The following is a 22,106-nucleotide window of genomic DNA, read 5'->3' as shown; positions in this document are numbered from 1 at the left end:
CCCCGCACGAGTTCACCCCGCCCCCGCCACCTTCCGCACCGGTACCGCCGGAGCCGGGTCGGTTCATCGCGCCTACTGCCGGGCCCGGCACTACCGGGCCGCACCAGGTCGCGCCGCCGCCTCCCGCTGCGGTTCCACCCGAAACCGGTCCCTCCGGCGTGCCACCGGCCGCACCGGAGCAGCCCGGCGCGACAGCCTGGCGAAACCCTGCGGTACCGCCGGGCGGCTACCCGGCTGCATTCGCCCAGCCCGAATCTCCGCAGTACCCCACGCCGCCGAGCGGCTATACGCCACCGAGCCACCCGCCGCCGGGCCAGTACACCCCGCCGGGCCACCCGGCGCCGCCAGGCCAGTACACCGCGCCGGGGCAGTACGCGCCGCCACCCGGCTGGTCTCCCCCATATGGTCAAAGCTCGCCACAACCAGGTCATTACGTGCCCTCCGGCCCGTACCCGGCATCGGGACAGCACCCACCTGGGCACTACCCGCCAGGTCAGGACATGCGTTCGGCGGCGGGGCAGCCTTCCGGGAAATTCTCGCTGACGCAGGATCTCCCGTCGGTGTCGCTCACCGCGCTGGGCGCGACCACCGGCATCATGCGGGTCAACCTGCATTGGACCGGGGGCGCGAGCGAGGGTGTCGCGCTGGATCTGGACCTGTGCTGCTTCTGGGAGCTGGCCGACGGGCGCAAGGGCGATATCCGTCCGGTCGGCGACTTCGGATCGCTGGAGCGGCCCCCGTTCATCCGGCTGGGCACCGACGAGCGTTCCGGGACCGGCGCCGCCGGGGAGAACCTGGAGATCGACCTCGGCCACACCGGCGATTTCCGCCGCATCCTGATCTTCGCCACCCTCTATGACGGCGCGGCCGACTTCCGCGGCATCCGGGCGACCGCCACGCTGTACCCGGCGGGCGCACCCCCGATCGAGTTGAGCGTGGACGGTTGCACGGACGGCTCCCGGGACGTGGTGCTGGCGCTCATCGAGAACACCGGCACGGGACTGGTGGTGCGCCGGGAGGCACGCTTCGTCCCGCCGCCGCCGAACCGTCCACGCTGGGGCGTGACCGAGGTGGACAAGGCGTATCACTGGGGGCTGGACTGGGTGCGGGGCACCGGCAAGTCCTGAGGCTCAGTCCGTGGGCGCGGCGAGCCGGTCCAGCAGCACGATCGCCGCGGCCCGGATCGCGTCGAGGTCGCCGGTCCAGCCGAGGACGCGCAGCACCGCCCCGGGGATGGTCCGCTCCGCGTACCTGGGCGCGATGCCCTCGTCGGAGCGGATGCTGATCACGGTCTCCACCAGGCGGAACGGCAGCGACTCGGTGCCGGGCACGCTCGGCGCGCCGCCCTCGGCGAGCACGCGCGCGGCCAGAGCCTCGTAATGTCCGCGCAATTCGTCGCGGCGCAGGCGGAACGCGGCGAACCGCTCGGTGCGCAATTCCGGCAGTAGATACAGCGCACCCAGATTCCAGCGGGATGCGCACAGTTGCCGCACGTCGAACACGGCCAGCGCGTACAAGCGGACCGGCGCCGGGCCGGACGCGGTGCGCAGCCGCTCGGCCAATTCGATGGGCGCGGCTACGGTTTCGGCGAGCAGCGCGTCCAGGATGTCGTCCTTGGCCGCGAAATGGTGGTACAGCGAAGCCTGCCGGATTCCGACGGCGTCGGCGATCGCGCGGGTGGAGGTATTGGCGTACCCGTTGGTGGTGAACAGTTCGCCTGCGGCGTCGAGGATCTCGGCGCGCGGTGTCGTGCCGCGTCGGCGCCGCTGTTCGACGCGCGGCCGTCCTGGCCCGAGGTTAGCCACTGCCTCATTCTGGCAGGTCGGCCCGCGACTGCTGCGGCGCGGTGGCCGTGCGCGCCGTGCAGGGACGGCAGCCGTGCGTTTTCTGTCACTTGATAGAAATAGCGGCAACACAGAAGTTACCGGGGGTACCGGAAGCGATACATCCAGGTCACCGAAAGTGCGATCACGGACGCAAAACTGTCATCTGATAGTTATTGGCCGCACGCCGAAGGACCGCCCATGGCCGCCACGCTCGCCCCCATCCCGTCCGCCGACCTCAGCGGAGACGGCGCCGACCTCGCCCGGTTCGGCTACCAGCCCGTCCTGCACCGCAAGCTCGGCCGCTACGCCTCTTTCGCGGCCGGCTTCTCGTTCGTCTCCATCCTCACCACGATCTTCCAGTTCTTCGGCTTCGGCTACTCGTTCGGCGGAGCCGCCTTCTTCTGGTCCTGGCCGATCGTGTTCGCCGGACAATTCCTCGTGGCGCTGAATTTCGCCGAACTGGCCGCGCGCTATCCGATCTCGGGTTGCATCTACCAGTGGTCGCGACGGCTCGGCGGTGAACTCGTCGGTTGGTTCGCTGGCTGGATGATGATCATCGCGCAGATCGTCACGGCCGCCGCGGCGGCGATCGCCCTGCAGGTGGTGCTGCCCTCGATCTGGAGCGGATTCCAGCTCGTCGGTACGGACACCGCGCTGACCTCGCCCTCCGGCGCGACCAACGCCGTGCTGCTGGGCAGCGTCCTGCTCGTGGTCACCACGCTGATCAACGTGATCGGCATCGATCTGATGGCGCGGATCAATTCGATCGGCGTCACCGTCGAGATCGTCGGCGTCCTCGCGATCGTCGCGCTGTTCTTCACCGGTACCGAACGCGGGCCCGGCGTGGTGCTGCACACCGATCAGGCCGCACCGGGGCCCTACTGGGCCGCGTTCCTGGTGTCCGGACTGATGGCGGCCTACGTGATGGTCGGGTTCGATTCCGCGGGCGAGCTTTCCGAGGAGACCAAGAACCCGCGCCGGGTCGCGCCGCGCACCATCCTCACCGCGCTGTCGGTCTCGGCGCTGGGCGGTGGGCTCATGCTGCTCGGCGCGCTGATGGCCGCGCCGAGCCTGTCCGACGGCGCGCTGGCCTCGGACGGACTGGCCTACGTGCTCACCGCGAAACTGGACAGCCCGGCGGGCAAGGTGCTGCTCGGCTGCGTCGCGGTCGCGATCACGGTGTGCACCCTGGCGATTCAGACCGCGGGTTCGCGGCTGATGTTCTCCATGGCGCGGGACGGGAAGCTGCCGTTCGCGGGCAGGCTCGCCGCCGTGCATCCGCGATACGGCACGCCGGTGCTGCCCGCCATCGTGATCGGCGTGCTGGGCATCGGCCTGCTGGTGCTCAACCTCGGCAACGCCGCGATGTTCGCGACCCTGGCGAGCGTCTGCATCGTCACGCTGTATCTGGCCTACCTGCTGGTGACGGTGCCGCTGCTGGTGCGAAGGTGGACCGGCCTGCCGGACCCGGGCACCGACGCGCGGTTGTTCAGCCTGGGCCGGTTCGGCATCCCGGTCAACGCGCTCGCCGTGGTCTGGGGGGTCGCGATGGTGGTGAACCTGGCCTGGCCACGGGCGGAGGTCTACACGCCGGAGGGCGGCGGATGGTGGATGCGCTGGGCCGCGCCGCTTTTCGTGCTGCTGGTGCTGGCCGTCGGCGTGGTGGTGCATCGCCTGGTGGCCGGTTGGTCCCGCGGCGTCAGGAGCGGCGAGCCCGCACCGCAACCGGCTTGATCGGCCCGGCGCGGCGGCGCACTGCCCGCGCCGCCGCGCCGGCAACCGGCGAACAGCGAATCAGCACGAAAGGAAGCATCGTGACAACCACTGCGGACACCTCCGGCGCGCGAGCGCACGCGCGAGCACAGGCCGCGGCCGCGGTCATCGCGGAGCCCGCCCGGCCCGCCGAGATCTCCGCCTCGCGGATCACCTTCGCGCAGCGGATTCCGGCGGGCGGCTACGCGAACATCGCGCTGGGCCGCGGCACCCGGGTTCGCCTCGGCGACCCGGACGGCGCGGCCTGCGCGCACCTGCTGCTGGTGCGCACCGAAGCGCCGTGGGAGCGCTTGAACGTCGCCGACACGATCAAGGTGCCGTGGCAGGCGTACCTGGGCAGCGGGCACCCGCTGCTGTCGGACCAGGGCCGCATCCTGGCGACCGTGCTCGCCGACACCTCCGGCCATCACGACGCGCTCTGCGGACCCACCGCCCAAGCCCGCGACCTGCTGCGCCTGGCAGCCGCCAAACACGGGCTGCACCCCAGGGACGTCGGCCCGACGGTCTCGTTGTTCCGCGGCGTGCGGGTGGAGCGGGACGGCGCGCTCACCGCGACCGGCAGCGCCGCTGCGGGCTCCTCGGTCGACTTGCTCCTGCACCTGCCGGTGACGGTACTGGTCGCCAACTCCACCCACCCCTTGGACGACCGGCCCGCGACCGACCTCGATCTCGTCGCGTGGTCCGCCCCGGAAGACCTCGCCGTACCCGCCGACCGGGACCCGGAATACCAGCGGGCGGTGCACAACACCGAACAAGCCTGGACGGCCGCCCTGACTCTGGAGGCAACCGCATGACTTCCGCCCACACCATCGTGCTCGACGAGACCGTCCCCGCCCGCGCGCCGTGGTCGGCCGTGGTCCGTGCGGGCGAGTATCTGGAGATCATCGACCTGCACGGCAATCAAGCGGTGGACTGCCTGCTGTACTCGGCGGCCGACCACTCCGATCGCTACAGCGCGCAGGCGACGGTCGCCGCCCAGCGCAATATCTTCCTCACCACCGGCAGCGAACTGCGCACCGAGACGGGCGCCACACTGATGACCGTCGTGGCCGACGAGGTCGGCAACCACGACACCATCGCGGGCGCCTGCTCCCAGGAGTCCAACACGCTGCGCTACGGCCTGCACACCCGCCACCAGCATGCCTGCGTGGAGAACTTCCTCACCGAAGCCTTGCGCTGGGGCCTGGGCAAACGCGACCTGGTGTCGAACATCAACTGGTTCATGAACGTTCCGGTCGAGGCCGACGGCACGCTGGGCATCGTGGACGGATTGTCCGCGCCCGGCAAACGGGTCACGCTGCGCGCCGAGATCGACACGCTGGTGCTGGTCTCCAACTGCCCGCAGATCAACAACCCCTGCAACGGCTTCGACCCCACCCCCGTGCGCATGGTGGTGTCACGATGACCGTCGCCGAATTACCGGTGGCCGGTACCGCGCAGTCCGTGCCCGCGCCGCCCGGCCAGGTGGAGGTCCTGCGCCCCGGCATGCTCACCACCGTGCAGGACTGGCCCGGCCGGGTCGGGTATTGGCACGTCGGCGTTCCGCCGTCGGGGCCGATGGACGATCTATCCTTCCGTCTGGGGAATCGCGCGCTCGGCAACGACGAGGGCGCCGCCGGGCTGGAATGCACCCTCGGCGGCCCTGCGCTCCGGTTCACCGCGCCGACCTGGGTCTGCGTCACCGGCGCGCCGACGGAGGTGACGCTGGACGGCGTTCGCGCGCCCCAGTGGCGCACGGTGCGGGCGCCCGCGGGCGGCGTGCTGGACGTCGGCGCGGTGCGCGGACCGGGCATGCGCTGCTACGTGCTGATCGGGGGCGGTATCGACGTGCCCGAATACCTCGGCAGCGCAGCTACTTTCACGCTGGGCCGGTTCGGCGGCACCGGAGGCGCGGTGCGCGCCGGTGCGTCGCTTCGGCTGGGCGCGCACCACGGCCGGGTCGTGACAGCCGTGCCGATGGACGAGCAACCGGTACTCACCCGGAACTGGGAAATCGCGGTCACCGAGGGTCCGCACGGCGCACCGGAATTCTTCACCCGCGCCGATTTCGACGCCGTGCTGGGCACCGACTACGAGGTGCACTTCAACTCCGATCGCACCGGTGTGCGGCTGATCGGGCCGAAGCCGGAATGGGCCCGCGCCGACGGCGGCGAGGCGGGCCTGCATCCGTCCAATATCCACGACACCCCGTATTCGGTCGGCGCGCTGGACTTCACGGGCGACACCCCGATACTGCTGGGACCGGACGGACCGAGCCTCGGCGGTTTCGTCTGCCCGGTCACGGTCGTCGCGGCCGACCGCTGGAAGCTGGGCCAGTTGTCGCCCGGCGACCGGGTGCGGTTCGTGCCGGTCCGCGGCGACCGCGCCGCCTCGATCCGCGAACTCGGAGCCGCGCGCCGCGCCGCCTGGCCCACGGTGCTGTCGACGGGCGGCGACGGCGACGACGGCGTGCTGCGCCGCGCCGAGGTGGACGGCTCGACCACGGTGACCTATCGCCGAGCGGGCGACGACGGCGTGCTCGTCGAGTACGGCGCGATGACCCTGGATCTCGGTCTGCGCGCCCGGGTGCACGCCCTGCACCACCATCTGCTCGCCGCCGGAATTCGCGGCGTGACGGAGCTGACCCCCGGCATCCGCTCGCTGCAGATCCGGGTCGACCCGCACGTGCTGCGGGCCTGCGCGCTGCTGGACCTGCTCGCCGAGGCCGAGGCGCAGTTGCCCGCCTCCGATCGGCTCGTCGTGCCGAGCCGGGTCGTGCGTCTGCCGCTGTCCTGGGACGACCCGTCCACGCGCGAGGCGATCACCCGGTACATGCGCGGCGTGCGGGCCGACGCGCCCTGGTGTCCGTGGAACATCGAGTTCATTCGGCGCGTGAACGGCTTGGCTGCCGTATCCGATGTCTACGACACCGTGTTCGACGCCGAGTATCTGGTGCTCGGCCTCGGGGACGTCTACCTCGGCGCGCCGGTCGCCACCCCCACGGATCCCCGGCACCGGCTGGTCACCACGAAATACAATCCCGCCCGCACCTGGACCCCGGAGAACGCGGTCGGCATCGGCGGCGCCTATCTGTGCGTCTACGGCATGGAGGGGCCGGGTGGCTACCAATTCGTCGGACGCACCACCCAGGTGTGGAATCATCGGGCGGGCGCGGCGCCTGCCGTGGCCCCAGGCGCCGACCGCACCGCCTCGGGAGCCGAAACACCCTGGCTACTGCGCTATTTCGACCGTATTCGCTGGTATCCGGTCGAGGCGGAGGAACTGCTCGACCTGCGCGCCGACTTCGCGGCGGGCAACGTCCGGGTGCAGGCCGAGGACGGGGAATTCCGCCTGGCGGAGTATCGGACGTTCCTCGCCGAGAATGCCGAAGACATCGGGGCCTTCCGTGCGAAGCAAGCGGAAGCTTTCGCCGCCGAACGCGAGTCCTGGCGCTCGGCGGGTGAACTCACCGCATGACCGCTCAGCGCAGGTCGCGGAAGAACTCGCGGATGTCGGCGGTGAGCAGCGCGGGTTCCTCCATGGCGGCGAAATGGCCGCCGCGGTCGACGTCGTTCCAGCGGGTGATGGTGTTCTCGGTCTCGGCGTAGCGGCGGATGCCGATGTCGTGGGCGAACACCAGGGCGGCGGTGGGAACGCCGGAGTTCTGCTTCGGCTCGCCCCACGGAGCGTCCTGGGCATAGCCGACGTACGCCGCCGAGCCCGCCGTGCCGGTGAGCCAGTACAGCATCACGTTGGTCAGCAGCCGATCCCGGTCCAGGATCTTGTCCGGCTCGACGCCGCGCGGATGGGTCCATTCCCGGAATTTGTCCATGATCCAGGCCAGTTGCCCCACCGGCGAGTCGACCAGTCCGTAGGCCAGGGCCTGCGGGCGGGTGGACTGGATGGCGATGTAGCCGAACTCCTCCCGCAGGAACGCCTCGATCCGCCGGATGCGATCACGCTCCAGCTCGGTCAGGCTCGCCAGCTCCTCTTCCCCGAGCGGCAGCGACGGGAAGGGACCGGGCCCGCCGTTGACGTGCACGCCGACGACCCGGCCCGGCGCCGTCCGGCCGACCTGCGGGCTCACCGCCGCGCCGATGTCGCCGCCCTGCACGCCGTAGCGCCGGTACCCGAGCCGGTCCATGAGTTCGGCCCATGCCGCGGCGATCCGATCGATATTCCAGCCCGCCTCGGTGACCGGTCCGGAGAACCCGAATCCCGGCAGCGACGGGATGACCAGGTGGAAGGCGTCGGCCGGGTCGCCGCCGTGCGCCCCCGGGTCGGTCAAGGGCCCGATCACATCGAGGAATTCGGCCACCGAGCCCGGCCAGCCGTGGGTCAGCAGCAGCGGCAGCGCGTCCGCCTCGGGTGAGCGCGCGTGCAGGAAGTGGATGGTCTGTCCGTCGATCACCGTCGTGTACTGCGGGTAGGCGTTGAGCTGCGCTTCGGCCGCGCGCCAGTCGTATCCGGTGCGCCAGTGGTCGACCAGCTCGCGCAGCCAAGCGGTCGGCACGCCGGTGTCCCAGCCGTCGCCGGGCAGCGGGGCGGGCCAGCGGGTGGCGTCCAGACGGGAACGCAGGTCGTCGAGTCGCTGCTGCGGGATGTCGATGCGGAACGGGGTGATCTCGTTGCTCATGCCATCGACGGTATGACCCACCTAGGACAACTCTCGCCCTAGCTGTAGGACAGACTTTTCCCATGTTGGAAACCTCGGCACGCTTGTTGCGCCTGTTGTCGCTGCTGCAGACCCCGCGGGACTGGACCGGCGCCGAACTCGCCGAACGACTCGAGGTGGACGTGCGCACCGTGCGCCGGGATGTCGAGAAGCTGCGCACCCTGGGCTACCCGGTGGACGCGACACCCGGCGTGGCCGGTTACCGGCTCGGCGCGGGAGCGAAACTGCCGCCGCTGCTGCTGGACGACGACGAGGCGGTGGCGGTGGCGCTCGGCCTGCGCACCGCGGCGGGCGGCACCATCGCGGGCATCGAGGACAGTTCGCTGCGCGCCCTCGCCAAACTCGAGCAGGTGCTGCCCGCGCGCCTGCGCCACCGCGTCGGCATGCTCCAGGCGGCCACGGTCACCGTGCCCGCGGGCGGCCCGACCGTGGAGCCGGACGTTCTCACCGCCGTCGCGGCCGCCATCCGCGACCACCATCGCCTGCGCTTCGACTATCGCGCGCACGACGGGGCCACGTCGCTGCGCACCACCGAGCCGCACCGCCTGGCCCACACCGGCAGGCGGTGGTACCTGATCGGCTGGGACGTCGATCGCGCGGACTGGCGCACCTATCGCGTCGACCGGCTGCGTCCACGCATCCCGACCGGCCCCCGCTTCACCCCCCGCGAGGCGCCCGACGCCGATCTGTCCGGGTACCTCTCGCGCGGGGTCACGACCGCCCCCTACCGCTACGCGGCCCGCATCACCTTGGGTGTTCCGGCGGAGGCGGCCGCCGAGCGCGTCGCGCCGACCGTCGGGGTGATCGAGGCGCTCGACGCCGAAAGTTGCCTGCTGCGAACCGGATCGAACTCCTTGGACGAGCTGGCGATCTACGTCGCCACCTTCGGCTTCCCGTTCCGGGTGCACGAACCACGGGAACTGGTCACGCACATCCGCGCACTCGCCACGCGCCTCTCCGCCGCGGTCGAATGACCCGGTTCAGGCCGGAACGGCGACGGCTTCGGTCTCCGCACACGGCGCCCGGCACCGCAACCTCGGCAAGGTTCGCCGCTACCGCGACCGGGAGAGACCCGCGCCACGGGGGTCAGGGTCCGCGACCGTACTCCGTCGTCTCGATGAAGCGGTGGACACCACCGGCAACGACGAGATCGGAGACAGTGGCCGACCACCTCGCGCAGCGTGCCGGCGCGGTCCGGGCATGACCGGCCGACCGGCTCAGACGACGATCACCGTCTTGCCCTGGGCGTGCCCCTCGGCGACATGGCCCACCGCCGCGGCTGCCGCGGCGAGCGGACAGCGCCGCTCGATCACCGGACGCAGCTTTCCTTCCGCGGCCAGTACGGCCAGGAGTTCGAGGTCGGCCCGGCGCGGGCGCATCAGCAGGGGACGCATCGTCTGGCCGACCACCAGGCCGGTCAGCACCACCTTGCCCACCCACAGCACCGGGCCGAACCAGTCCCCGCCGGGCGAGCCCGCCGAAGAGACGAAGACGCCCTTGGGCGCGAGCACCCGGCGGTAGTCGGTCAGCGACCGGTTGCCCACCAGGTCCAGCAGGACGTCGTATCGATCCGTGCCGCTGGTGAAATCCGTCGTGGTGTAGTCGACCACGAGGTCCGCGCCCAGCGAGCGCAGCATCTCGACGTGCCGCGTGCTGCACACGGCCGTCACCTCGGCGCCGAGCGCCTTGGCGATCTGCACCGCGGCCGTGCCCACACCGCCCGAAGCACCGTTGACGAGCACTTTCTGCCCGGCGCGCAAGCCGCCGACATCGCGCAGGCCCTGCAGCGCGGTCAGCCCGGAATCCGGCAGTGCCGCGGCCTCCGCCACGGTCAGGCCATCGGGGACGCGTGCGAGCCGCTCGGCCGGGACGCTCACGTATTCGGCGAAGGCCCCCGCGTCGACGGCGCCGAAAACCAGGTCGCCGCGGTCGAATCCCGTTGCCCCAGCGCCGACCGCGACCACTTCGCCGGCCAGGTCGTGCCCGATGATCGGGTCCTTCGGCCGCCGCAGCCCGAAACCGAGCCGCACCGCGTAGGGCTTGCCGGTGAGCAGGTGCAAGTCGCCACGACATACCGCCGCCGCACGGACGCGCACCAGCACCTGGCCGTCGCCCGCGACGGGACGCGGCACCGTCTGGGTTCGGAGCACCTCGCTGGAGCCGTATCGCGGCGCGACGATCGCGGTCATCGTGGCGTGCTCGAGGGTGGACTGCTGGGCGTCGGACATGACATTCCTCGTCTACACAGGGCACTTACAGCGTAAGTGCGGCGCCGCCGACGGTACGCTTACGCCGTAAGTGCGTCAAGAGAGGAAACCATGCCGGAAGCCCGCGCGCCGCTCACCAGGGACGCGGTGCTCAACGCCGCCGTCCGGCTCGCCGACGAGCACGGCTTGCCCGCGCTGTCCATGCGGCGACTGGCGCAGACGCTCGGCATCGAGGCCATGTCGCTGTACAACCACGTGCGCAACAAGGACGACCTGCTCGACGGCATCGCCGATCTGGTGATCGCCGAGATGGCGCCGCCCGCCGTCGGCGGCGATTGGCGGGCCGCCCTGCGCGCGCGGTCACTCTCCGCCCACGAGGTCCTGCTACGCCATCCGTGGGCCACCGGACTCATCGGCAGCAGGGTCAACGTGGGCCCCGCCATGCTGCGCTACATCGACGCCACCCTGGGCTGCCTGCGCGCGGCGGGCTTCTCCCTGCCTCAAGCGGACCGCGCGTGGAACGCGCTGGACAGCCACCTCTACGGCTTCACCTCGCAGGAACTGAACTTTCCGTTCGCGCCGTCCGAATACGCCGCCGCGGCAGAGCATTTCCTGCCGCTCATACCGGCCGACGAGTTTCCCCACATGCACGCGCTCTCGCTGCTCGTCATCGACGGAAAGCACTCGGGCATCGCCGACTTCACCTTCGGCCTGGAGCTGATCCTGGACGGCCTGGAACGACTGCTCGCCGAGAACGCCCACTGACCCTCAATCCATCCGGAATGTGGCTTCGGGGTTGGCCGTGTCGCGGACGATCCGCAGCGCCTCGGACAACGCGGCGAGCTGCCGCGCGGTCAGCAACCCGACGAACCAGCGGTCGACGGCGGCGAGATAGTCCGGCAGCACCTGCGCCAGCCGCGCCGCGCCGGCCTCGGTGAGCACGGCATGGGCGCTGCGCCGATCCGCCGGGTCCAGTTCGCGTTCCACCAGACCGGCGCGGGCCAGCCGATCGACCAACCGCGTCACGCCACTGGTGGACAGCGCGGTCTGCACCGCCAGCTCCGACATGCGCAACCGGCGCCCGGACGAACGGCTCAGCCGCATCAGCGCGTTCAGATCCAAGCCGGACAAGCCGTGCGCCTTCCATACCGGCTCCAGCTTCGCGACCACGCCGCCGTAAGCCTCGAACAGCAGGCCCATCGTGGTCAGACGCGGGTCGTCGAACAGCTCGGTCACGTCCATGGGGCGAACTTACCGCGAATGCCCCAAATAGTTGACACGCGGAATAAGTCGTCGTAGAAATATGCATACGCATTATTCCTCGCGTCAACTAGTGGAGGTTCCCATGGCGCCCACCGCCTGGATCGCCGGATTCCGCACCGCGGTGATCCGCCCGGACGAGCAGATCAAGTTCGCCGACTCGCGCGCGTTCACCGACCAGACGGTGCGCCAGGTACTGCACCTGGCGGGCGGCGGCGCGCAGGTGCGGATCGGGCTGACCAACCGGTACGGGAAGACGCCGCTGACCATCGGCGCGGCGCGGATCGCCCTGCGCAAGAACGGCGGTGAGATCGTCGCCGAGACCGACCGCGTGCTGCGATTCGGCGGAACCGAGCAAGTCCGCGTCCCGGTGGGCGGCGAAGTTCTCAGCGACCCGGTGGATCTGGCCGTCTCGGCGGGCGCGGATCTGGCGTTGAGCCTGTATCTGCCCGAACCCACCGGGCCGGCGACCTTCTCGCACCAGCCCGGCGAGACCGCCTACATCGCGGACGGGAACGTCGCGGACCAGGCCGCGATCACCCCGGTCGAGGAGGTGCCCGGCCGGTTCTTCGTCATCGGCGTCGACGTGCTCGCACCCGCGGACACACCCGTGGCCGTCGCGTTCGGCGACTCCTGGTTCGAAGGCGTCGGCACCACACTCGGCGCGAACCGCCGGTCGGTGGACGTGCTCAACGCGCGCCTGAACCGGGGCTGGGTGGTCAACCAGGGCGTCGCGGGAAGCCGGCTGCTGCTCGACGGGGTGGGCGATTCGGGCCTGGCCCGCTTCGATCGTGACGTGCTCGGCGTGCCCGGCGTGACCAGCGTGCTGATCAACTTCGGCATCAACGACCTCAGCCTGGGCGGCATGACCGGTCAGCCGCCCGCGACCGCGGACGACCTGATCGCGGGCTTCACCACCCTCGCGCGGCGGGCGCACGCGGCAGGGCTCACCGTCCACGCCGCCACGATCGGTCCCTACGCCGGCGTCATCTACGACGATCTGCACGTGGCGGTGGCCCAGCCGGCCCGTCGGCGCGTGAACGAATGGCTGCGCGGCACCGATGTCTTCGATTCGGTCTTCGACGTGGCGCGTGCGGTCGAGGACCCGGAGCGGCCCGGCTTCATCCGTCCCGAGTTCGACAGCGGCGACGGCATGCACCTCAACGACGCCGGCGCCCACGCCATGGCCGAAAGCGTCGACGTGGCGGCACTTTTCCGCTGACGGGCGGCGTTGTCCCGCAGCTCGGCCGACCCCTAGGGCTCGAGACCACGCAGCAGGATCTCGACACCGCCCCGGAATTCGTCGTCGGCCGACATGTCCTTGGCCCGGCTCGCGGTCTGTGCCAGATGCGGGTAGTCCGCGGCGGGAAGTTCGGCCAGCACGCTCGTCCCCCGCCCCGGCAACGGCGCGTAGTGCTTGTTCTGGAGGTAGCCGACCAGGAAGGCGACCAGCGTGCGCTGGGCGATGACGCGGGCGCGTCCGGTGAAGCCGCCCTCGGTGAGCACGGCGAGCATCGTTTCCATCACGCGGAGCGATTCCACCGACGACTGCCGGTGCCGCAGCACCAGCGGCACGGCCGCCGGGTGGGCCGAGAACCCGTCGCGGATGTGCTCGAGCAGCACCGCCACGCGCGCTTTCCAGTCGCCTCCGGCGGGGAGCGAGGTGTCGATCGAAGCGAACACCTGGTCTGCCACCAGCACCTCGAGCGCATCGCGGTCGCGCACGTAGCGGTACAGGGCCATGGTCGCCATGCCCAGCTCCTTGGCCACCGCACGCATGGTCAGTGCGGACAGACCGTCGCGGTCGAGCACGGCGAGGGCCGCCGCGACTACATCGGCGGTGGTCAGCGAACGGGGACGGGGCACGGATTGACAGCGTACAAGCTACGCGCATACTGGTCGTAGGCGTACAAAGTACACCTACGAAAGGAGCCCCCATGCCGCTGCCGACCGCCGTCCCGGACCGGACTCTGGTCACCGTGTCCGGTGCACAGGTCCGAGTGCCGGATCCGGATCGCTTGATCCACCTCCAATTCCGCCGCTTCGCCGGATGCCCGGTGTGCAACCTGCACCTGCGCTCGATCGTCGCCCGCCACGCCGAGATCGCCGCCGCGGGCATCCGCGAAGTGGTCGTCTTCCACTCCAGCGCCGCGGAATTGCGCAAGTACACCGCCGATCTGCCGCTGGATGTCATCGCCGACCCGGAACGGAAGCTGTACCGGGAATTCGGCGTCGAGACCGCGCCGCGCGCGCTGCTCGATCCGCGCGGCTGGCCCGCCATCCTGCGCGGCGTCGCCCACGCCGCCTACGCGACCCTGCGCCACCGGCAGGCCGCCCCGCCCGCCAAGCCCGAGGGCGGCAGCCTCGGACTGCCCGCCGACTTCCTGGTCTCCCCCGACGGACGCGTGCTCGCCGCGAAGCACGGCACGCACGTCTACGACCAGTGGTCGGTCGATGAACTGCTCGCGCTCGTCCCGGCGGAGCGTCACGCGTGAGGATTGCCGAAAGACCGCTGCTGGCGCGGGCATTCGCGTTGGTCTCCGGCGGGTTGCTCGCCGGTGCGTTCGGGTACGGAGCCGTCAATGTCCTCTACGCGTTCCGCGAAGTGCCCTTGGATGTGCGCTTCACCTTCCACACCGCCTTGATGAGCGTGAACGGCCTGGTCATGCAATCGCTGATGGGTCTGACCATTGTGAGCACGCTGGTGCTCGCCGCCCGATCCGCCGGGCGGGCGCGCCTACTCGCCGGTGGCGCGGGCGTCCTGGCCGTTGCGGCGTTCCTCATAACCCGCCTCGGCAACGTCCCGATCAACCAGCAGATCAAGGTCTGGGCGGTCAGCGGCCCTCCGGCCGACTACGCCGACATCCTCGGCCGCTGGGAGGCATTCCACCTCGCGCGCACGGCCTGCGCACTGGTGGCCTTCCTTCTCACCGTGCTGACCACCCTGCTCGCCGCGAAAGAAGCACGCCCATGATGACCGTCGAACTGTTCGTCTCCGACTACACCCTGACCGCCGATCGCAAACGCGCCCTCGCCGAACGCATTCTGCGCGATCTGACCACCGAGCCCGAAGCGCCGGACTCGGTGCTGGAGAAGGCCCGGGAACTGACCCACGTCCTGGTGCGCGACGCCGACGCGTGGGCGACCGGAGGCCCCGCGCTGAACGACGCGCCACGCTACCTCGCGCGGCTCACCGTGCCCGGATCCTGGGCCAACAACGCCCAATTCGGCGGCCACGTGATTCCCCTGATCACCAAGGCCGTCGCCGGCTCCGAGCCCGACCCGGACCGCCTGACCCGCGACCCGCACTGCGTGGTCCAGATCATCGGCCTACGCGAGAACAACCTCGGCACCCTCGGCCACCCACTCACCGCCACCGAGATCACCAAATTGATGACCGAGGACTACCGGGCCTCCGGCACCCACGCCGAACCCCCCGAGGGCCACGCCATCGACCCCGTCTGCGGTATGACGGTCGACCTCGCCACCGCCCGCTTCACCCTCACGCACGACGGCACTCGGTACGCCTTCTGTGCCCCCGTGTGCCGCAAGGTCTTCGCCGAAGACCACGCACTCCCACTCTGAACTGTTCCGCGAGTGGCACCCGGTGAACTTCCGCATTCCGCCGCGACCGGGTGCCACTCGCTGGGAGCGCCGCCGTCAGGCCGGGCGGCGGCGGTCCAGGGCGGACCTGATCAAGCCCCTGGCCTTTTCGCCGGTCATCGACTGGCGCGCCAGGATGTCGAAAGCATGACCGTAGAGGGCGATCTCGCGCGGTTGGGTAATGGTTATCTCCGCGGTGTGCCCTTCCACCTTCACCATACGATTGTCGAACATCGTGAAGTTCTCCAGGACTACATGAGCGGGAGCCGTCAGCGGGACTATCCCCAGCGTCACACGGGGCATACCCGTGATCGAGTGCAGCCTTTCGAGTTGCCCGATCATCACGGCGTCTCCGCCGACCGATGTGTAGAGCGACCGTTCGCTGATGATGAAGTGGAACCGGTGATCTCGCTTGGACAAAACTTTCTGGCGCTCCATCCGTTTGGTGACACCGGCGTCGATGTCGTTCGGAAGACGATAGAACTCGATGACGCTCCGCAGTTTCGCTTCGGCGTAGTCGGCGGTTTGCAGCAACCCGGGGACGATCTGCGGGTCGTAGTTGCGCACGAACGTCGCTTCGGCCTCCAGTTCGGCATACAACTGCTGTCCGCGTTTGACGCCCGCACCTAGTAAACGCCGGTATTCCAGATAAGCCGTGTCGATGTTGTGCAGCGTGGCCAAGAGGTCGGCGAGCTGCTCCTGTCCGGCACAATGGCGGCAATACGCACGGATGTCGTCATTCGACGGCTTGATTCGCCCGTGCTCGATTCGAGAGACCTTGGACTCGTGCCAGCCCTCCCGGACGGCGAGCTCTCGGCCGCTCACCCCGGCATCGCGTCTCATTTCGCGCAGCCGTTGGCCGAGTGCCGCTCGGGCGTCCTGTATCGAACTCGTCACGGGTGCGGTGCGGCGTATTCGGCGTACGGAGTCGCCAGGTTCCAGAGTCGTTCTCGCACCCCTCGGCAGTAGGCCGCGATCACCGGATCGGTGGTTACCGCCGCTCCGGCCGGTTTGCCCGAGGAGTCGACGACATTGAACGCCACCCGCTCACCGTCGAACAGCCACCAATCGTCCGGCGGTACCTCTCCGGCGAGATGTCTGGGCAGGTATCGGATGTCCTCACCGGCAGCGACGCTGCTACCGGTAACCGAGAACAGCCAGCGCTGATAGTCCGAGAGCGGAACGCTGACCACCCGCACCCGGCTCATCGCGACACCACGCTGCGCCAACGTCGCTACGAGGTCGAGCCAATCGCTCTTGTCGTATCCACCCGGCGGCTCCGGCTCGCCGTCGAGGAATCGGCGGAACGGCTCGGATTCCTCCGGCTCCGCGTAAGAGTCGCGAACCTCCAAATGAAACGCCGACTTCCGGGTGACTTCGAACAGCTCCACCCAACGATCATTCGAGCGGAATTCCACCGTAGTAAGTCCTCTCACCCTTCGGCACTTCGATGGCTGTCTCGTCGTCTTCCAGAGCCAGTTGATCCAGTGTTTCGCGATCGGTGATCGGTCGTCCGACCAATCGGAAGGTGCCCCTACCGGTATCGGTCATCGTCGCCCCGATGAAAGTGCCCGGTTCGGCGAAGCCGGTCAGCAAGTGGGGTATCTCCAGAATTCCGGACTGGTCGGTCCGCCAGCCCTGCACGAGATAGCTGCCCCGGTCGGTGGCATACAGCGCCGGGCAACCCGTCTTATCCGAGCCGCCCTTGCCGAGAAAGCGTAAACGCATCATCCGCCCCCATTCAGTTGCTTGTGCCGACTTGCATCCCACAGCCAATGATGCATTGCCGCTTGGCTGCTGAAGGCGCTTTCGAAGCAATATGCGCAAGTTCCCGCAAGCCCGTAGACGATCGGGCTCCCGGCTACTTAGCGTCGGATACAGGTGCTCCGACCGGTACGGACACCCGGCACCGGGCCACCGGCCCGCAAATACCAGCGAGGTGGACGGATGAGGCCGCGACCGACCGCGATCGGATACCTGCGCCGCGATGTTTCCGGCGTCTCCCAGACCTGGGACGAAATCCGAATTCGCAGTGTCGCACAGCGACTCGGGTACGAACTCGCGAAGACCGTCGTATTCGGTCCGGAGACCGACAGCCCACTGAGCCGTCTGCTGAACGTCGTCCGCCGAGCCGACGCGGACGCGGTGATAGTCCCCGGTGTGCGGCATCTCGGTGCCGAAATGCCCGCGGAACTGGTCCGCGTCGTCGACGTGGTCACCGTGAACCCGGAGAACACCTATGCCCGATGGGCACCGGGCTGTAGCAACGGACGGACATTCAGCTCGGCCGAATACGACGCCTGGATCAAGGCGCTCGAGCGTTGATGCCCGTCAGGCGTCCTCGCGCGCTGCCCGGCGGATGCCACCGGCATCGGCGCGCCGCTGCCCAGCATCCAGCGCTCGGCGTCGGCGCGAGCAAGAAACGTCGGCCTGTTCAGGCTGCGGCCGAAGAGCGCGCTCGCTTCGAGCGCGGGAATCAGGGCAGCAACGTCGCAGGGTCGATCGCGAACTCGAAGGGGCTGCGCAGGGTGACCGCGTTGCCGGCGGCCACCCGATGGGTCAGCTCGTAGGTACCTTCGGCACCCAGTTCGTGTGCGAAAAGAACGGGGAGGGTCTCACCTGGCAGCTGTCCCTTGAAGGCGTTCGGCTCGAATCGCCAGTAATTCGGAATACCTGCCGCGGCGTAGACGACAGGCTTGACCATGCGATCCTGCAGCGTGGTGGATTTGGATACGACCTCGACCATCAACTGAACCTGAGCGGCGGGGATTCCGCGCTCGTGCCGATCTACCGAGCCGTTCACTACGACCAGATCTGGAATCGGCCGGTCGTCATCGATCAACACGCCGACACCTTCGACCACCAGGCAGCCTGACGGCGCCCTGTCCGCCAACGCACGTACCAGGCATTGGATCAGCCACTGATGGCGAGGCTTGGGAGCGGCATCAACGATGAGCTGACCATTCAACACCTCGTATCGCAATCCATCTTCGGGCATTCGAGCGAGGTCGGCAGCCGTCCAAACCTCACCATGAGGCATTGGCATTGCGATGAACCCCCTCCCACCTCGGATGACAGTGGCGATGGTCGCCGCCGATCGCCTGAGTGTAGTCAACGGGATCAGGTCGCCGAGTCACTGAGCGAAGCGACGAGGCCGGTGTAGGGCACGGATCGCTCCGAGCCCTACACCGGCAAGAACCGTTGTCTCCCTACTCCGCGCGTACGATCGTGATCTCGTCACCCGCCGCGTCGGTCGCTTCGCCCGGCCTGGCGAACCAGTGGGTGACTTCGCCCTCGGTGAGGTCGGTGTCCAGGTCGCCGGTCGGGACGACGGACAGCGCGCCCGCGGTGGCGGAGGTCAGGAACTCCAGGACGGCCGCGCGGCCGGATACGGCGGTGGTGTGCGTGGTCGACTCGAAGTCGATCTCGTGCTCCTCGCGTACCCGTTCGGCCTCGTCCAGCGCCTCGGACTGGGTGATCGCGACCACCCCGTCCGCCGTGGCGACGACGAACGCGGGGTGGTCCTCGCCGAGCGGGCGGACCCGGTCGGCGTAGGAGACCGGGTGCGACGGCGCTCCGGCGATGTCCTGCTTCACCTGGGCGTCTTCCAGCGCCACCCAGCGGATGTCACTGTCGGCCACCGGTTCGGCGCAGATCCCGTACCCGGCGCCCGCCGCGGTCAGCTCGTCCGCCGTGAGGTCGCCCGCGAACAGGCAGGCCGCACCGGCCTTCTGCACCGCCCACGCGGCGACCACCGCGTCCACCGAGCGCGGCAGCGTCACCGCGACGACGTCGCCCGGTCCCGCACCGCGATCGATGAGCACCCGGGCCAGCTGCGAGGACTGTCGATCCAGCGCGTGGAAGGCGACCTCGTCGTCCCCGGCCAGCAGCGCGGGAGCCTCCGGGTCCTCTTCGACGACTTCCGCGAGCACCTTGGCCACCGTGCGCGCGCCGACCCGGCCCACCGGCTCCGGCGTCGAAGCCGCTGCCGCGACCCCGGATTCGACCAGCAGCCGGGCCCGTTCGCCCTCGTCCAGGATGTCGATGTCACCGACCAAGCCGTCCGCGTCGCCGAGCAGCGCGTCCAGCACCCGGACCAGCCGCTCGGCCAGGGTCTCGACCTCTTCGGCGGTGAACCGGCTGCCCAGGTACTTCAGGGTCAGCTCGATCGTGGACTCCGCCATCACCAGCAGCGTCAGCGGGTAGTGCGTGGCGTCGTTGACGCCGACGCCGGTCACCGACATGCCGTCGATCGAGCTGGCCGCCGAGATCGCTTCCTTGTCCATCGGATACGACTCGAACACCAGCAGCGTGTCGAACAGCGACCCGGTGCCCGCCACCCGCTGGATGTCGGTGAGGCCCACGTAGTGGTGCTCGAGCAGACCGGCCTGATCGCCCTGCAACCGCGCCAGCAGCTCGCCGATGGTCTGGCGGTCATCGATGCGCAGCCGCACCGGCAGCGTGTTGATGAACAGACCCACCATCGACTCGACGCCGGGCAGCTCGGCCGGGCGGCCGGACACCGTCGCGCCGAACACCACGTCGCCGCGGCCGGTGAGCCGCCCGAGCAGGATGCCCCAAGCCGCCTGCACCAGCGTGTTCACCGTGACGCCGAGTTCCGCGGCGTGCTTGCTGATCCGGCGCGTGCGGTCGGCGTCGAGCTCGGTGACCACCTTGCCGATCTCGTAGTTCTCCGCGGCCCGCGGTTGCGGTGCGAGCTGGGTGGGCTCGTCGACGCCCTCCAGCGCCGCCGCCCAGGCGCGCAGCGAGGCGTCCCGGTCGCGCCCGGCCAGCCAGCCGAGGAAGTTGCGGTAGGAGGCCACCCGAGGCAGCGCGGTCTGGTCGCCGCGCACCGCGTACAGCACCAGCAGGTCCCGCATGAGCAGCGGCATCGACCAGCCGTCCAGCAGGATGTGGTGGGTGGTGATGGCCAGGTGCCATTGCGCCTCGTCGCTGCGCAGCAGGGTGAACCGGATCAGCGGCGGGGTGGCCATGTCGAAGTGCGTCGCCTGCTCGGCCGCGACCTGCGCGCGCAGTTCCGCGGTCCGCTGCTCGGCGGGCAGATCGGTGAGATCCACCTCGCGCCACGGCGCCTCGACCCGATCCAGCACCACCTGCACGGCCTGCCCGTCGGCGTCGGTGACGAACGCGGTGCGCAGGTTCGGGTACCGGTCCACGATGCCCTGCGCCGCCGCCCGCAGCCGTGCCGCGTCCAGCGCGCCGCCCAGATCCACCACGGCCTGCATGGTGTACACGTCCACGGTGGACTGGGTCATCATCGCGTGGAACAGCAGACCGGACTGCAGCGGCGAGAGCGGCCACACCTCCGACAGCGCCGGATAGGTCCGTTCCCACTGCTCGAGGTCGTGCTGCCGCACCCGCACCAGCGACATGTCCGAGGGCGTGAAGCCGCCCGCGTCCGGCCGCCGCGCGTGCGTGGCCAGCGCGGTGAGCGCCTCGACCCACAGCTCGGCGAACTCCTCGACCCGCTCCCGGCTCAGCAGACCGGTCGGGAAGGCGAACGACGCGCCCAGGCTCGGCCCCTCGTCGGAGTCGGTGACGATCGCGTTGATGTCGATCGTCGCGTTGGCGGGCATGTCGAGGTCCAGGTCGACATCCAGCTGCCCCAGGTCGGCCACCGGCACCCAGCCGATCTCGGCGAGTTGCTCGGGGATTTCCCCGGCCGACATCCGGCCCAGGTAGTTGAAGCTGATCTGCCCGGACGAACCCAGACCGGGACCGGTCTCCGGATTCAGGTGCCGCAGCAGGCCGTAGCCGAGGCCCTTGTCCGGCACCGCGAGCAACTGCTCCTTGATCGACTTGACGATCTCGCCGAGCGCGGCGCCACCGGCGAACGCGTCGGTGAGGTCGGCGCCGGCCAGGTCCAGCCGGACCGGGTAGGCCGCGGTGAACCAACCCACCGTGCGCGACAAGTCCGCGCCCGGCACGACGTCCTCTTCACGACCGTGGCCTTCCAGCTTGATCAGGGCGGCATCCGAACCGTCGCCGCGCCAGCGAGCCACCGCCATGGCCAGCGCCGAGAGCAGGCCGTCGTTCACACCGCCCCGGTACAGGCCCGGGATCGCGGTGAGCACCGCGTCGGTGACCTCGGCGGGCACCGTGACCTCGACGCGTTCCACGGTGGCGAACGTGTCCACCGCCGGGTCGAACGGGCGCTCACCGAGCAGCGGGTCCGGCGTGGCCGAGACCTGCTGCCAGAACGGCAGTTCCGCGATCCGCTGCGGCGCGCTCGCCGCCTCGACCAGGCTGTGCGCCCAGCGTCGCATCGAGGTGCCGTTGGCGGGCAGCGCCACCGGCTGACCGGCGACCAGCTGCGACCAGGCGGTAGCCAGGTCCGGGATCAGGATGCGCCAGGACACGCCGTCGACCACGAAGTGGTGCGCGACGATGAGCAGCACGTCCCGCCGTGGGCGGTGTCCGATAGCGGCGTCCTCTGGTCCCTCCGTGGTTACGCTCGCCGCCTCCGGGTCCGTCGCTCCCGCCGAGAACGCGAACCAGACGAACTGCGCCATCGACGCCTCGGCCGGGTTCAGCCTGCCCAGCGCACCGTCGAGCGCCTCGGTGGCGACCCGGTCCAGCTCCGCCTCGTCGGTGTCGGCGGCCAGGTCCACACGGTGCACCAGGGCGTCGACGTCCACCGCGCCGTGCGGCAGCGCCTCGAACGTCCAGTCCGCGCCGGTGCGGCGCAGCCGCGATCGCAGCACGTCGTGGTGGTCGAACACCGCCGCGATGGTGGCGACCAGGGTCTCCCGGTCGATGCCA

Annotated in this window: 22 protein-coding genes (1 of these 22 only partly in view); 12 read left to right on the top strand and 10 right to left on the bottom strand. The window is 69.9% G+C overall.

Translation table 11 applies throughout. The features are described 5' to 3' along the window. The first annotated feature begins 500 nt into the window (after positions 1-500). On the top strand, positions 501-1,127 hold the full coding sequence (locus HOV91_RS09120) for a hypothetical protein (protein WP_174184999.1): 627 nt from the start codon (positions 501-503) through the stop codon (positions 1,125-1,127). Between the two features lie 3 nt (positions 1,128-1,130). Here HOV91_RS09120 and HOV91_RS09115 read toward each other — a convergent pair whose 3' ends face one another. Next, positions 1,131-1,805 carry a TetR/AcrR family transcriptional regulator gene (locus HOV91_RS09115; RefSeq protein ID WP_174184998.1) on the bottom strand — a complete coding sequence of 225 codons (675 nt, stop codon included), beginning with the start codon at positions 1,803-1,805 and terminating at the stop codon, positions 1,131-1,133. Positions 1,806-2,024: 219 nt separating this feature from the next. Between HOV91_RS09115 and HOV91_RS09110 the strand changes: the two genes are divergently transcribed. The 4 genes from HOV91_RS09110 (at position 2,025) to HOV91_RS09095 (ending at position 7,055) form a co-directional block, all read left to right on the top strand. Continuing rightward, on the top strand, positions 2,025-3,560 hold the full coding sequence (locus HOV91_RS09110; protein WP_174184997.1) for an amino acid permease: 1,536 nt from the start codon (positions 2,025-2,027) through the stop codon (positions 3,558-3,560). Between the two features lie 80 nt (positions 3,561-3,640). Next, positions 3,641-4,393, top strand: a complete 753-nt coding sequence (locus tag HOV91_RS09105) for a DUF1989 domain-containing protein (protein ID WP_174184996.1) — start codon at positions 3,641-3,643, stop codon at positions 4,391-4,393. Continuing rightward, entirely contained in the window at positions 4,390-5,004 is a 615-nt protein-coding gene (locus HOV91_RS09100) for an urea amidolyase associated protein UAAP2 (RefSeq protein ID WP_174184995.1), read from the top strand. Before HOV91_RS09105 ends, HOV91_RS09100 begins: the two co-directional genes overlap by 4 nt. Further along, positions 5,001-7,055 (top strand): 5-oxoprolinase/urea amidolyase family protein, encoded by a 2,055-nt coding sequence (locus tag HOV91_RS09095; protein ID WP_174184994.1) that lies wholly within the window; start codon positions 5,001-5,003, stop codon positions 7,053-7,055. Before HOV91_RS09100 ends, HOV91_RS09095 begins: the two co-directional genes overlap by 4 nt. 4 nt (positions 7,056-7,059) lie before the next feature. On the opposite strand, the gene HOV91_RS09090 is transcribed toward HOV91_RS09095, so the two are convergent. Further along, the gene (locus HOV91_RS09090) at positions 7,060-8,214 is read right to left on the bottom strand and encodes an epoxide hydrolase family protein (protein WP_174184993.1); all 1,155 of its coding nucleotides are present in this window, start codon (positions 8,212-8,214) and stop codon (positions 7,060-7,062) included. 62 nt (positions 8,215-8,276) lie between these two features. Here HOV91_RS09090 and HOV91_RS09085 point away from each other — a divergent pair, with 62 nt between their 5' ends. Beyond that, positions 8,277-9,227 (top strand): helix-turn-helix transcriptional regulator, encoded by a 951-nt coding sequence (locus tag HOV91_RS09085; RefSeq protein WP_174184992.1) that lies wholly within the window; start codon positions 8,277-8,279, stop codon positions 9,225-9,227. 243 nt (positions 9,228-9,470) lie between these two features. Here the strand turns inward: HOV91_RS09085 and HOV91_RS09080 are convergent, their stop codons facing one another. Beyond that, positions 9,471-10,481 (bottom strand): NAD(P)-dependent alcohol dehydrogenase, encoded by a 1,011-nt coding sequence (locus tag HOV91_RS09080; RefSeq protein WP_217439970.1) that lies wholly within the window; start codon positions 10,479-10,481, stop codon positions 9,471-9,473. A gap of 90 nt (positions 10,482-10,571) precedes the next feature. Here HOV91_RS09080 and HOV91_RS09075 point away from each other — a divergent pair, with 90 nt between their 5' ends. Further along, positions 10,572-11,225 carry a TetR/AcrR family transcriptional regulator C-terminal domain-containing protein gene (locus HOV91_RS09075; RefSeq protein ID WP_174184991.1) on the top strand — a complete coding sequence of 218 codons (654 nt, stop codon included), beginning with the start codon at positions 10,572-10,574 and terminating at the stop codon, positions 11,223-11,225. A 3-nt stretch (positions 11,226-11,228) separates the two neighbouring features. On the opposite strand, the gene HOV91_RS09070 is transcribed toward HOV91_RS09075, so the two are convergent. Next, complete coding sequence (locus HOV91_RS09070) at positions 11,229-11,702, bottom strand: MarR family winged helix-turn-helix transcriptional regulator (protein ID WP_174184990.1); 474 nt, start codon at positions 11,700-11,702, stop codon at positions 11,229-11,231. A gap of 103 nt (positions 11,703-11,805) precedes the next feature. Here HOV91_RS09070 and HOV91_RS09065 point away from each other — a divergent pair, with 103 nt between their 5' ends. Next, positions 11,806-12,942 carry a GDSL-type esterase/lipase family protein gene (locus tag HOV91_RS09065; protein WP_174184989.1) on the top strand — a complete coding sequence of 379 codons (1,137 nt, stop codon included), beginning with the start codon at positions 11,806-11,808 and terminating at the stop codon, positions 12,940-12,942. A 32-nt stretch (positions 12,943-12,974) separates the two neighbouring features. On the opposite strand, the gene HOV91_RS09060 is transcribed toward HOV91_RS09065, so the two are convergent. Beyond that, complete coding sequence (locus HOV91_RS09060) at positions 12,975-13,586, bottom strand: TetR/AcrR family transcriptional regulator C-terminal domain-containing protein (protein ID WP_174184988.1); 612 nt, start codon at positions 13,584-13,586, stop codon at positions 12,975-12,977. Between the two features lie 71 nt (positions 13,587-13,657). Between HOV91_RS09060 and HOV91_RS09055 the strand changes: the two genes are divergently transcribed. The 3 genes from HOV91_RS09055 to HOV91_RS09045 are packed head-to-tail and all read left to right on the top strand — an operon-like array spanning position 13,658 to position 15,305. Continuing rightward, complete coding sequence (locus HOV91_RS09055) at positions 13,658-14,215, top strand: peroxiredoxin-like family protein (RefSeq protein WP_174184987.1); 558 nt, start codon at positions 13,658-13,660, stop codon at positions 14,213-14,215. Further along, positions 14,212-14,694, top strand: coding sequence for an anthrone oxygenase family protein (locus HOV91_RS09050; protein WP_312884530.1), 483 nt, complete (start codon positions 14,212-14,214; stop codon positions 14,692-14,694). Before HOV91_RS09055 ends, HOV91_RS09050 begins: the two co-directional genes overlap by 4 nt. Beyond that, positions 14,691-15,305 (top strand): YHS domain-containing protein, encoded by a 615-nt coding sequence (locus HOV91_RS09045; protein WP_174184986.1) that lies wholly within the window; start codon positions 14,691-14,693, stop codon positions 15,303-15,305. The genes HOV91_RS09050 and HOV91_RS09045 overlap by 4 nt, the downstream gene beginning before the upstream one ends. A 75-nt stretch (positions 15,306-15,380) precedes the next feature. Here the strand turns inward: HOV91_RS09045 and HOV91_RS09040 are convergent, their stop codons facing one another. The 3 genes from HOV91_RS09040 to HOV91_RS09030 are packed head-to-tail and all read right to left on the bottom strand — an operon-like array spanning position 15,381 to position 17,093. Beyond that, positions 15,381-16,220 carry a helix-turn-helix domain-containing protein gene (locus HOV91_RS09040; protein WP_174184985.1) on the bottom strand — a complete coding sequence of 280 codons (840 nt, stop codon included), beginning with the start codon at positions 16,218-16,220 and terminating at the stop codon, positions 15,381-15,383. Next, on the bottom strand, positions 16,217-16,714 hold the full coding sequence (locus HOV91_RS09035; protein ID WP_312884529.1) for a DUF6879 family protein: 498 nt from the start codon (positions 16,712-16,714) through the stop codon (positions 16,217-16,219). The genes HOV91_RS09040 and HOV91_RS09035 overlap by 4 nt, the downstream gene beginning before the upstream one ends. Positions 16,715-16,721: 7 nt before the next feature. Further along, complete coding sequence (locus HOV91_RS09030) at positions 16,722-17,093, bottom strand: hypothetical protein (RefSeq protein ID WP_312884528.1); 372 nt, start codon at positions 17,091-17,093, stop codon at positions 16,722-16,724. A gap of 177 nt (positions 17,094-17,270) precedes the next feature. Here HOV91_RS09030 and HOV91_RS09025 point away from each other — a divergent pair, with 177 nt between their 5' ends. After that, complete coding sequence (locus tag HOV91_RS09025) at positions 17,271-17,648, top strand: hypothetical protein (protein WP_174184983.1); 378 nt, start codon at positions 17,271-17,273, stop codon at positions 17,646-17,648. 151 nt (positions 17,649-17,799) lie between these two features. Here the strand turns inward: HOV91_RS09025 and HOV91_RS09020 are convergent, their stop codons facing one another. Together HOV91_RS09020 and HOV91_RS09015 are read right to left on the bottom strand one after the other, a co-directional pair. Continuing rightward, positions 17,800-18,363, bottom strand: a complete 564-nt coding sequence (locus HOV91_RS09020) for a Uma2 family endonuclease (RefSeq protein ID WP_369009317.1) — start codon at positions 18,361-18,363, stop codon at positions 17,800-17,802. A 169-nt stretch (positions 18,364-18,532) separates the two neighbouring features. After that, positions 18,533-22,106, bottom strand: partial view of a non-ribosomal peptide synthase/polyketide synthase gene (locus HOV91_RS09015; RefSeq protein ID WP_174184981.1) — the 3' portion only. 40,178 nt of this gene lie beyond the right edge of the window; 3,574 of the gene's 43,752 nt are visible here — the last part of the coding sequence; its start codon lies off the right edge, out of view; it ends in the stop codon at positions 18,533-18,535.

Source organism: Nocardia barduliensis, from assembly GCF_013315795.1.
In the GTDB taxonomy this organism is placed as follows: Bacteria; Actinomycetota; Actinomycetes; order Mycobacteriales; family Mycobacteriaceae; genus Nocardia; species Nocardia barduliensis.
This window is presented reverse-complemented; position numbering and strand designations above follow the sequence as displayed.

What these genes read in the sequence shown, in the direction of transcription:
- HOV91_RS09120 (WP_174184999.1), top strand. Translation starts at nt 501, where the DNA reads ATGCGTTCGGCGGCGGGGCAGCCTTCCGGGAAATTCTCGCTGACGCAG.
- HOV91_RS09110 (WP_174184997.1), top strand. Translation starts at nt 2,025, where the DNA reads ATGGCCGCCACGCTCGCCCCCATCCCGTCCGCCGACCTCAGCGGAGAC.
- HOV91_RS09100 (WP_174184995.1), top strand. Translation starts at nt 4,390, where the DNA reads ATGACTTCCGCCCACACCATCGTGCTCGACGAGACCGTCCCCGCCCGC.
- HOV91_RS09095 (WP_174184994.1), top strand. Translation starts at nt 5,001, where the DNA reads ATGACCGTCGCCGAATTACCGGTGGCCGGTACCGCGCAGTCCGTGCCC.
- HOV91_RS09090 (WP_174184993.1), bottom strand. Translation starts at nt 8,214, where the DNA reads ATGAGCAACGAGATCACCCCGTTCCGCATCGACATCCCGCAGCAGCGA.
- HOV91_RS09085 (WP_174184992.1), top strand. Translation starts at nt 8,277, where the DNA reads ATGTTGGAAACCTCGGCACGCTTGTTGCGCCTGTTGTCGCTGCTGCAG.
- HOV91_RS09080 (WP_217439970.1), bottom strand. Translation starts at nt 10,481, where the DNA reads ATGTCCGACGCCCAGCAGTCCACCCTCGAGCACGCCACGATGACCGCG.
- HOV91_RS09075 (WP_174184991.1), top strand. Translation starts at nt 10,572, where the DNA reads ATGCCGGAAGCCCGCGCGCCGCTCACCAGGGACGCGGTGCTCAACGCC.
- HOV91_RS09070 (WP_174184990.1), bottom strand. Translation starts at nt 11,702, where the DNA reads ATGGACGTGACCGAGCTGTTCGACGACCCGCGTCTGACCACGATGGGC.
- HOV91_RS09065 (WP_174184989.1), top strand. Translation starts at nt 11,806, where the DNA reads ATGGCGCCCACCGCCTGGATCGCCGGATTCCGCACCGCGGTGATCCGC.
- HOV91_RS09055 (WP_174184987.1), top strand. Translation starts at nt 13,658, where the DNA reads ATGCCGCTGCCGACCGCCGTCCCGGACCGGACTCTGGTCACCGTGTCC.
- HOV91_RS09045 (WP_174184986.1), top strand. Translation starts at nt 14,691, where the DNA reads ATGATGACCGTCGAACTGTTCGTCTCCGACTACACCCTGACCGCCGAT.
- HOV91_RS09025 (WP_174184983.1), top strand. Translation starts at nt 17,271, where the DNA reads ATGAGGCCGCGACCGACCGCGATCGGATACCTGCGCCGCGATGTTTCC.
- HOV91_RS09020 (WP_369009317.1), bottom strand. Translation starts at nt 18,363, where the DNA reads ATGCCTCATGGTGAGGTTTGGACGGCTGCCGACCTCGCTCGAATGCCC.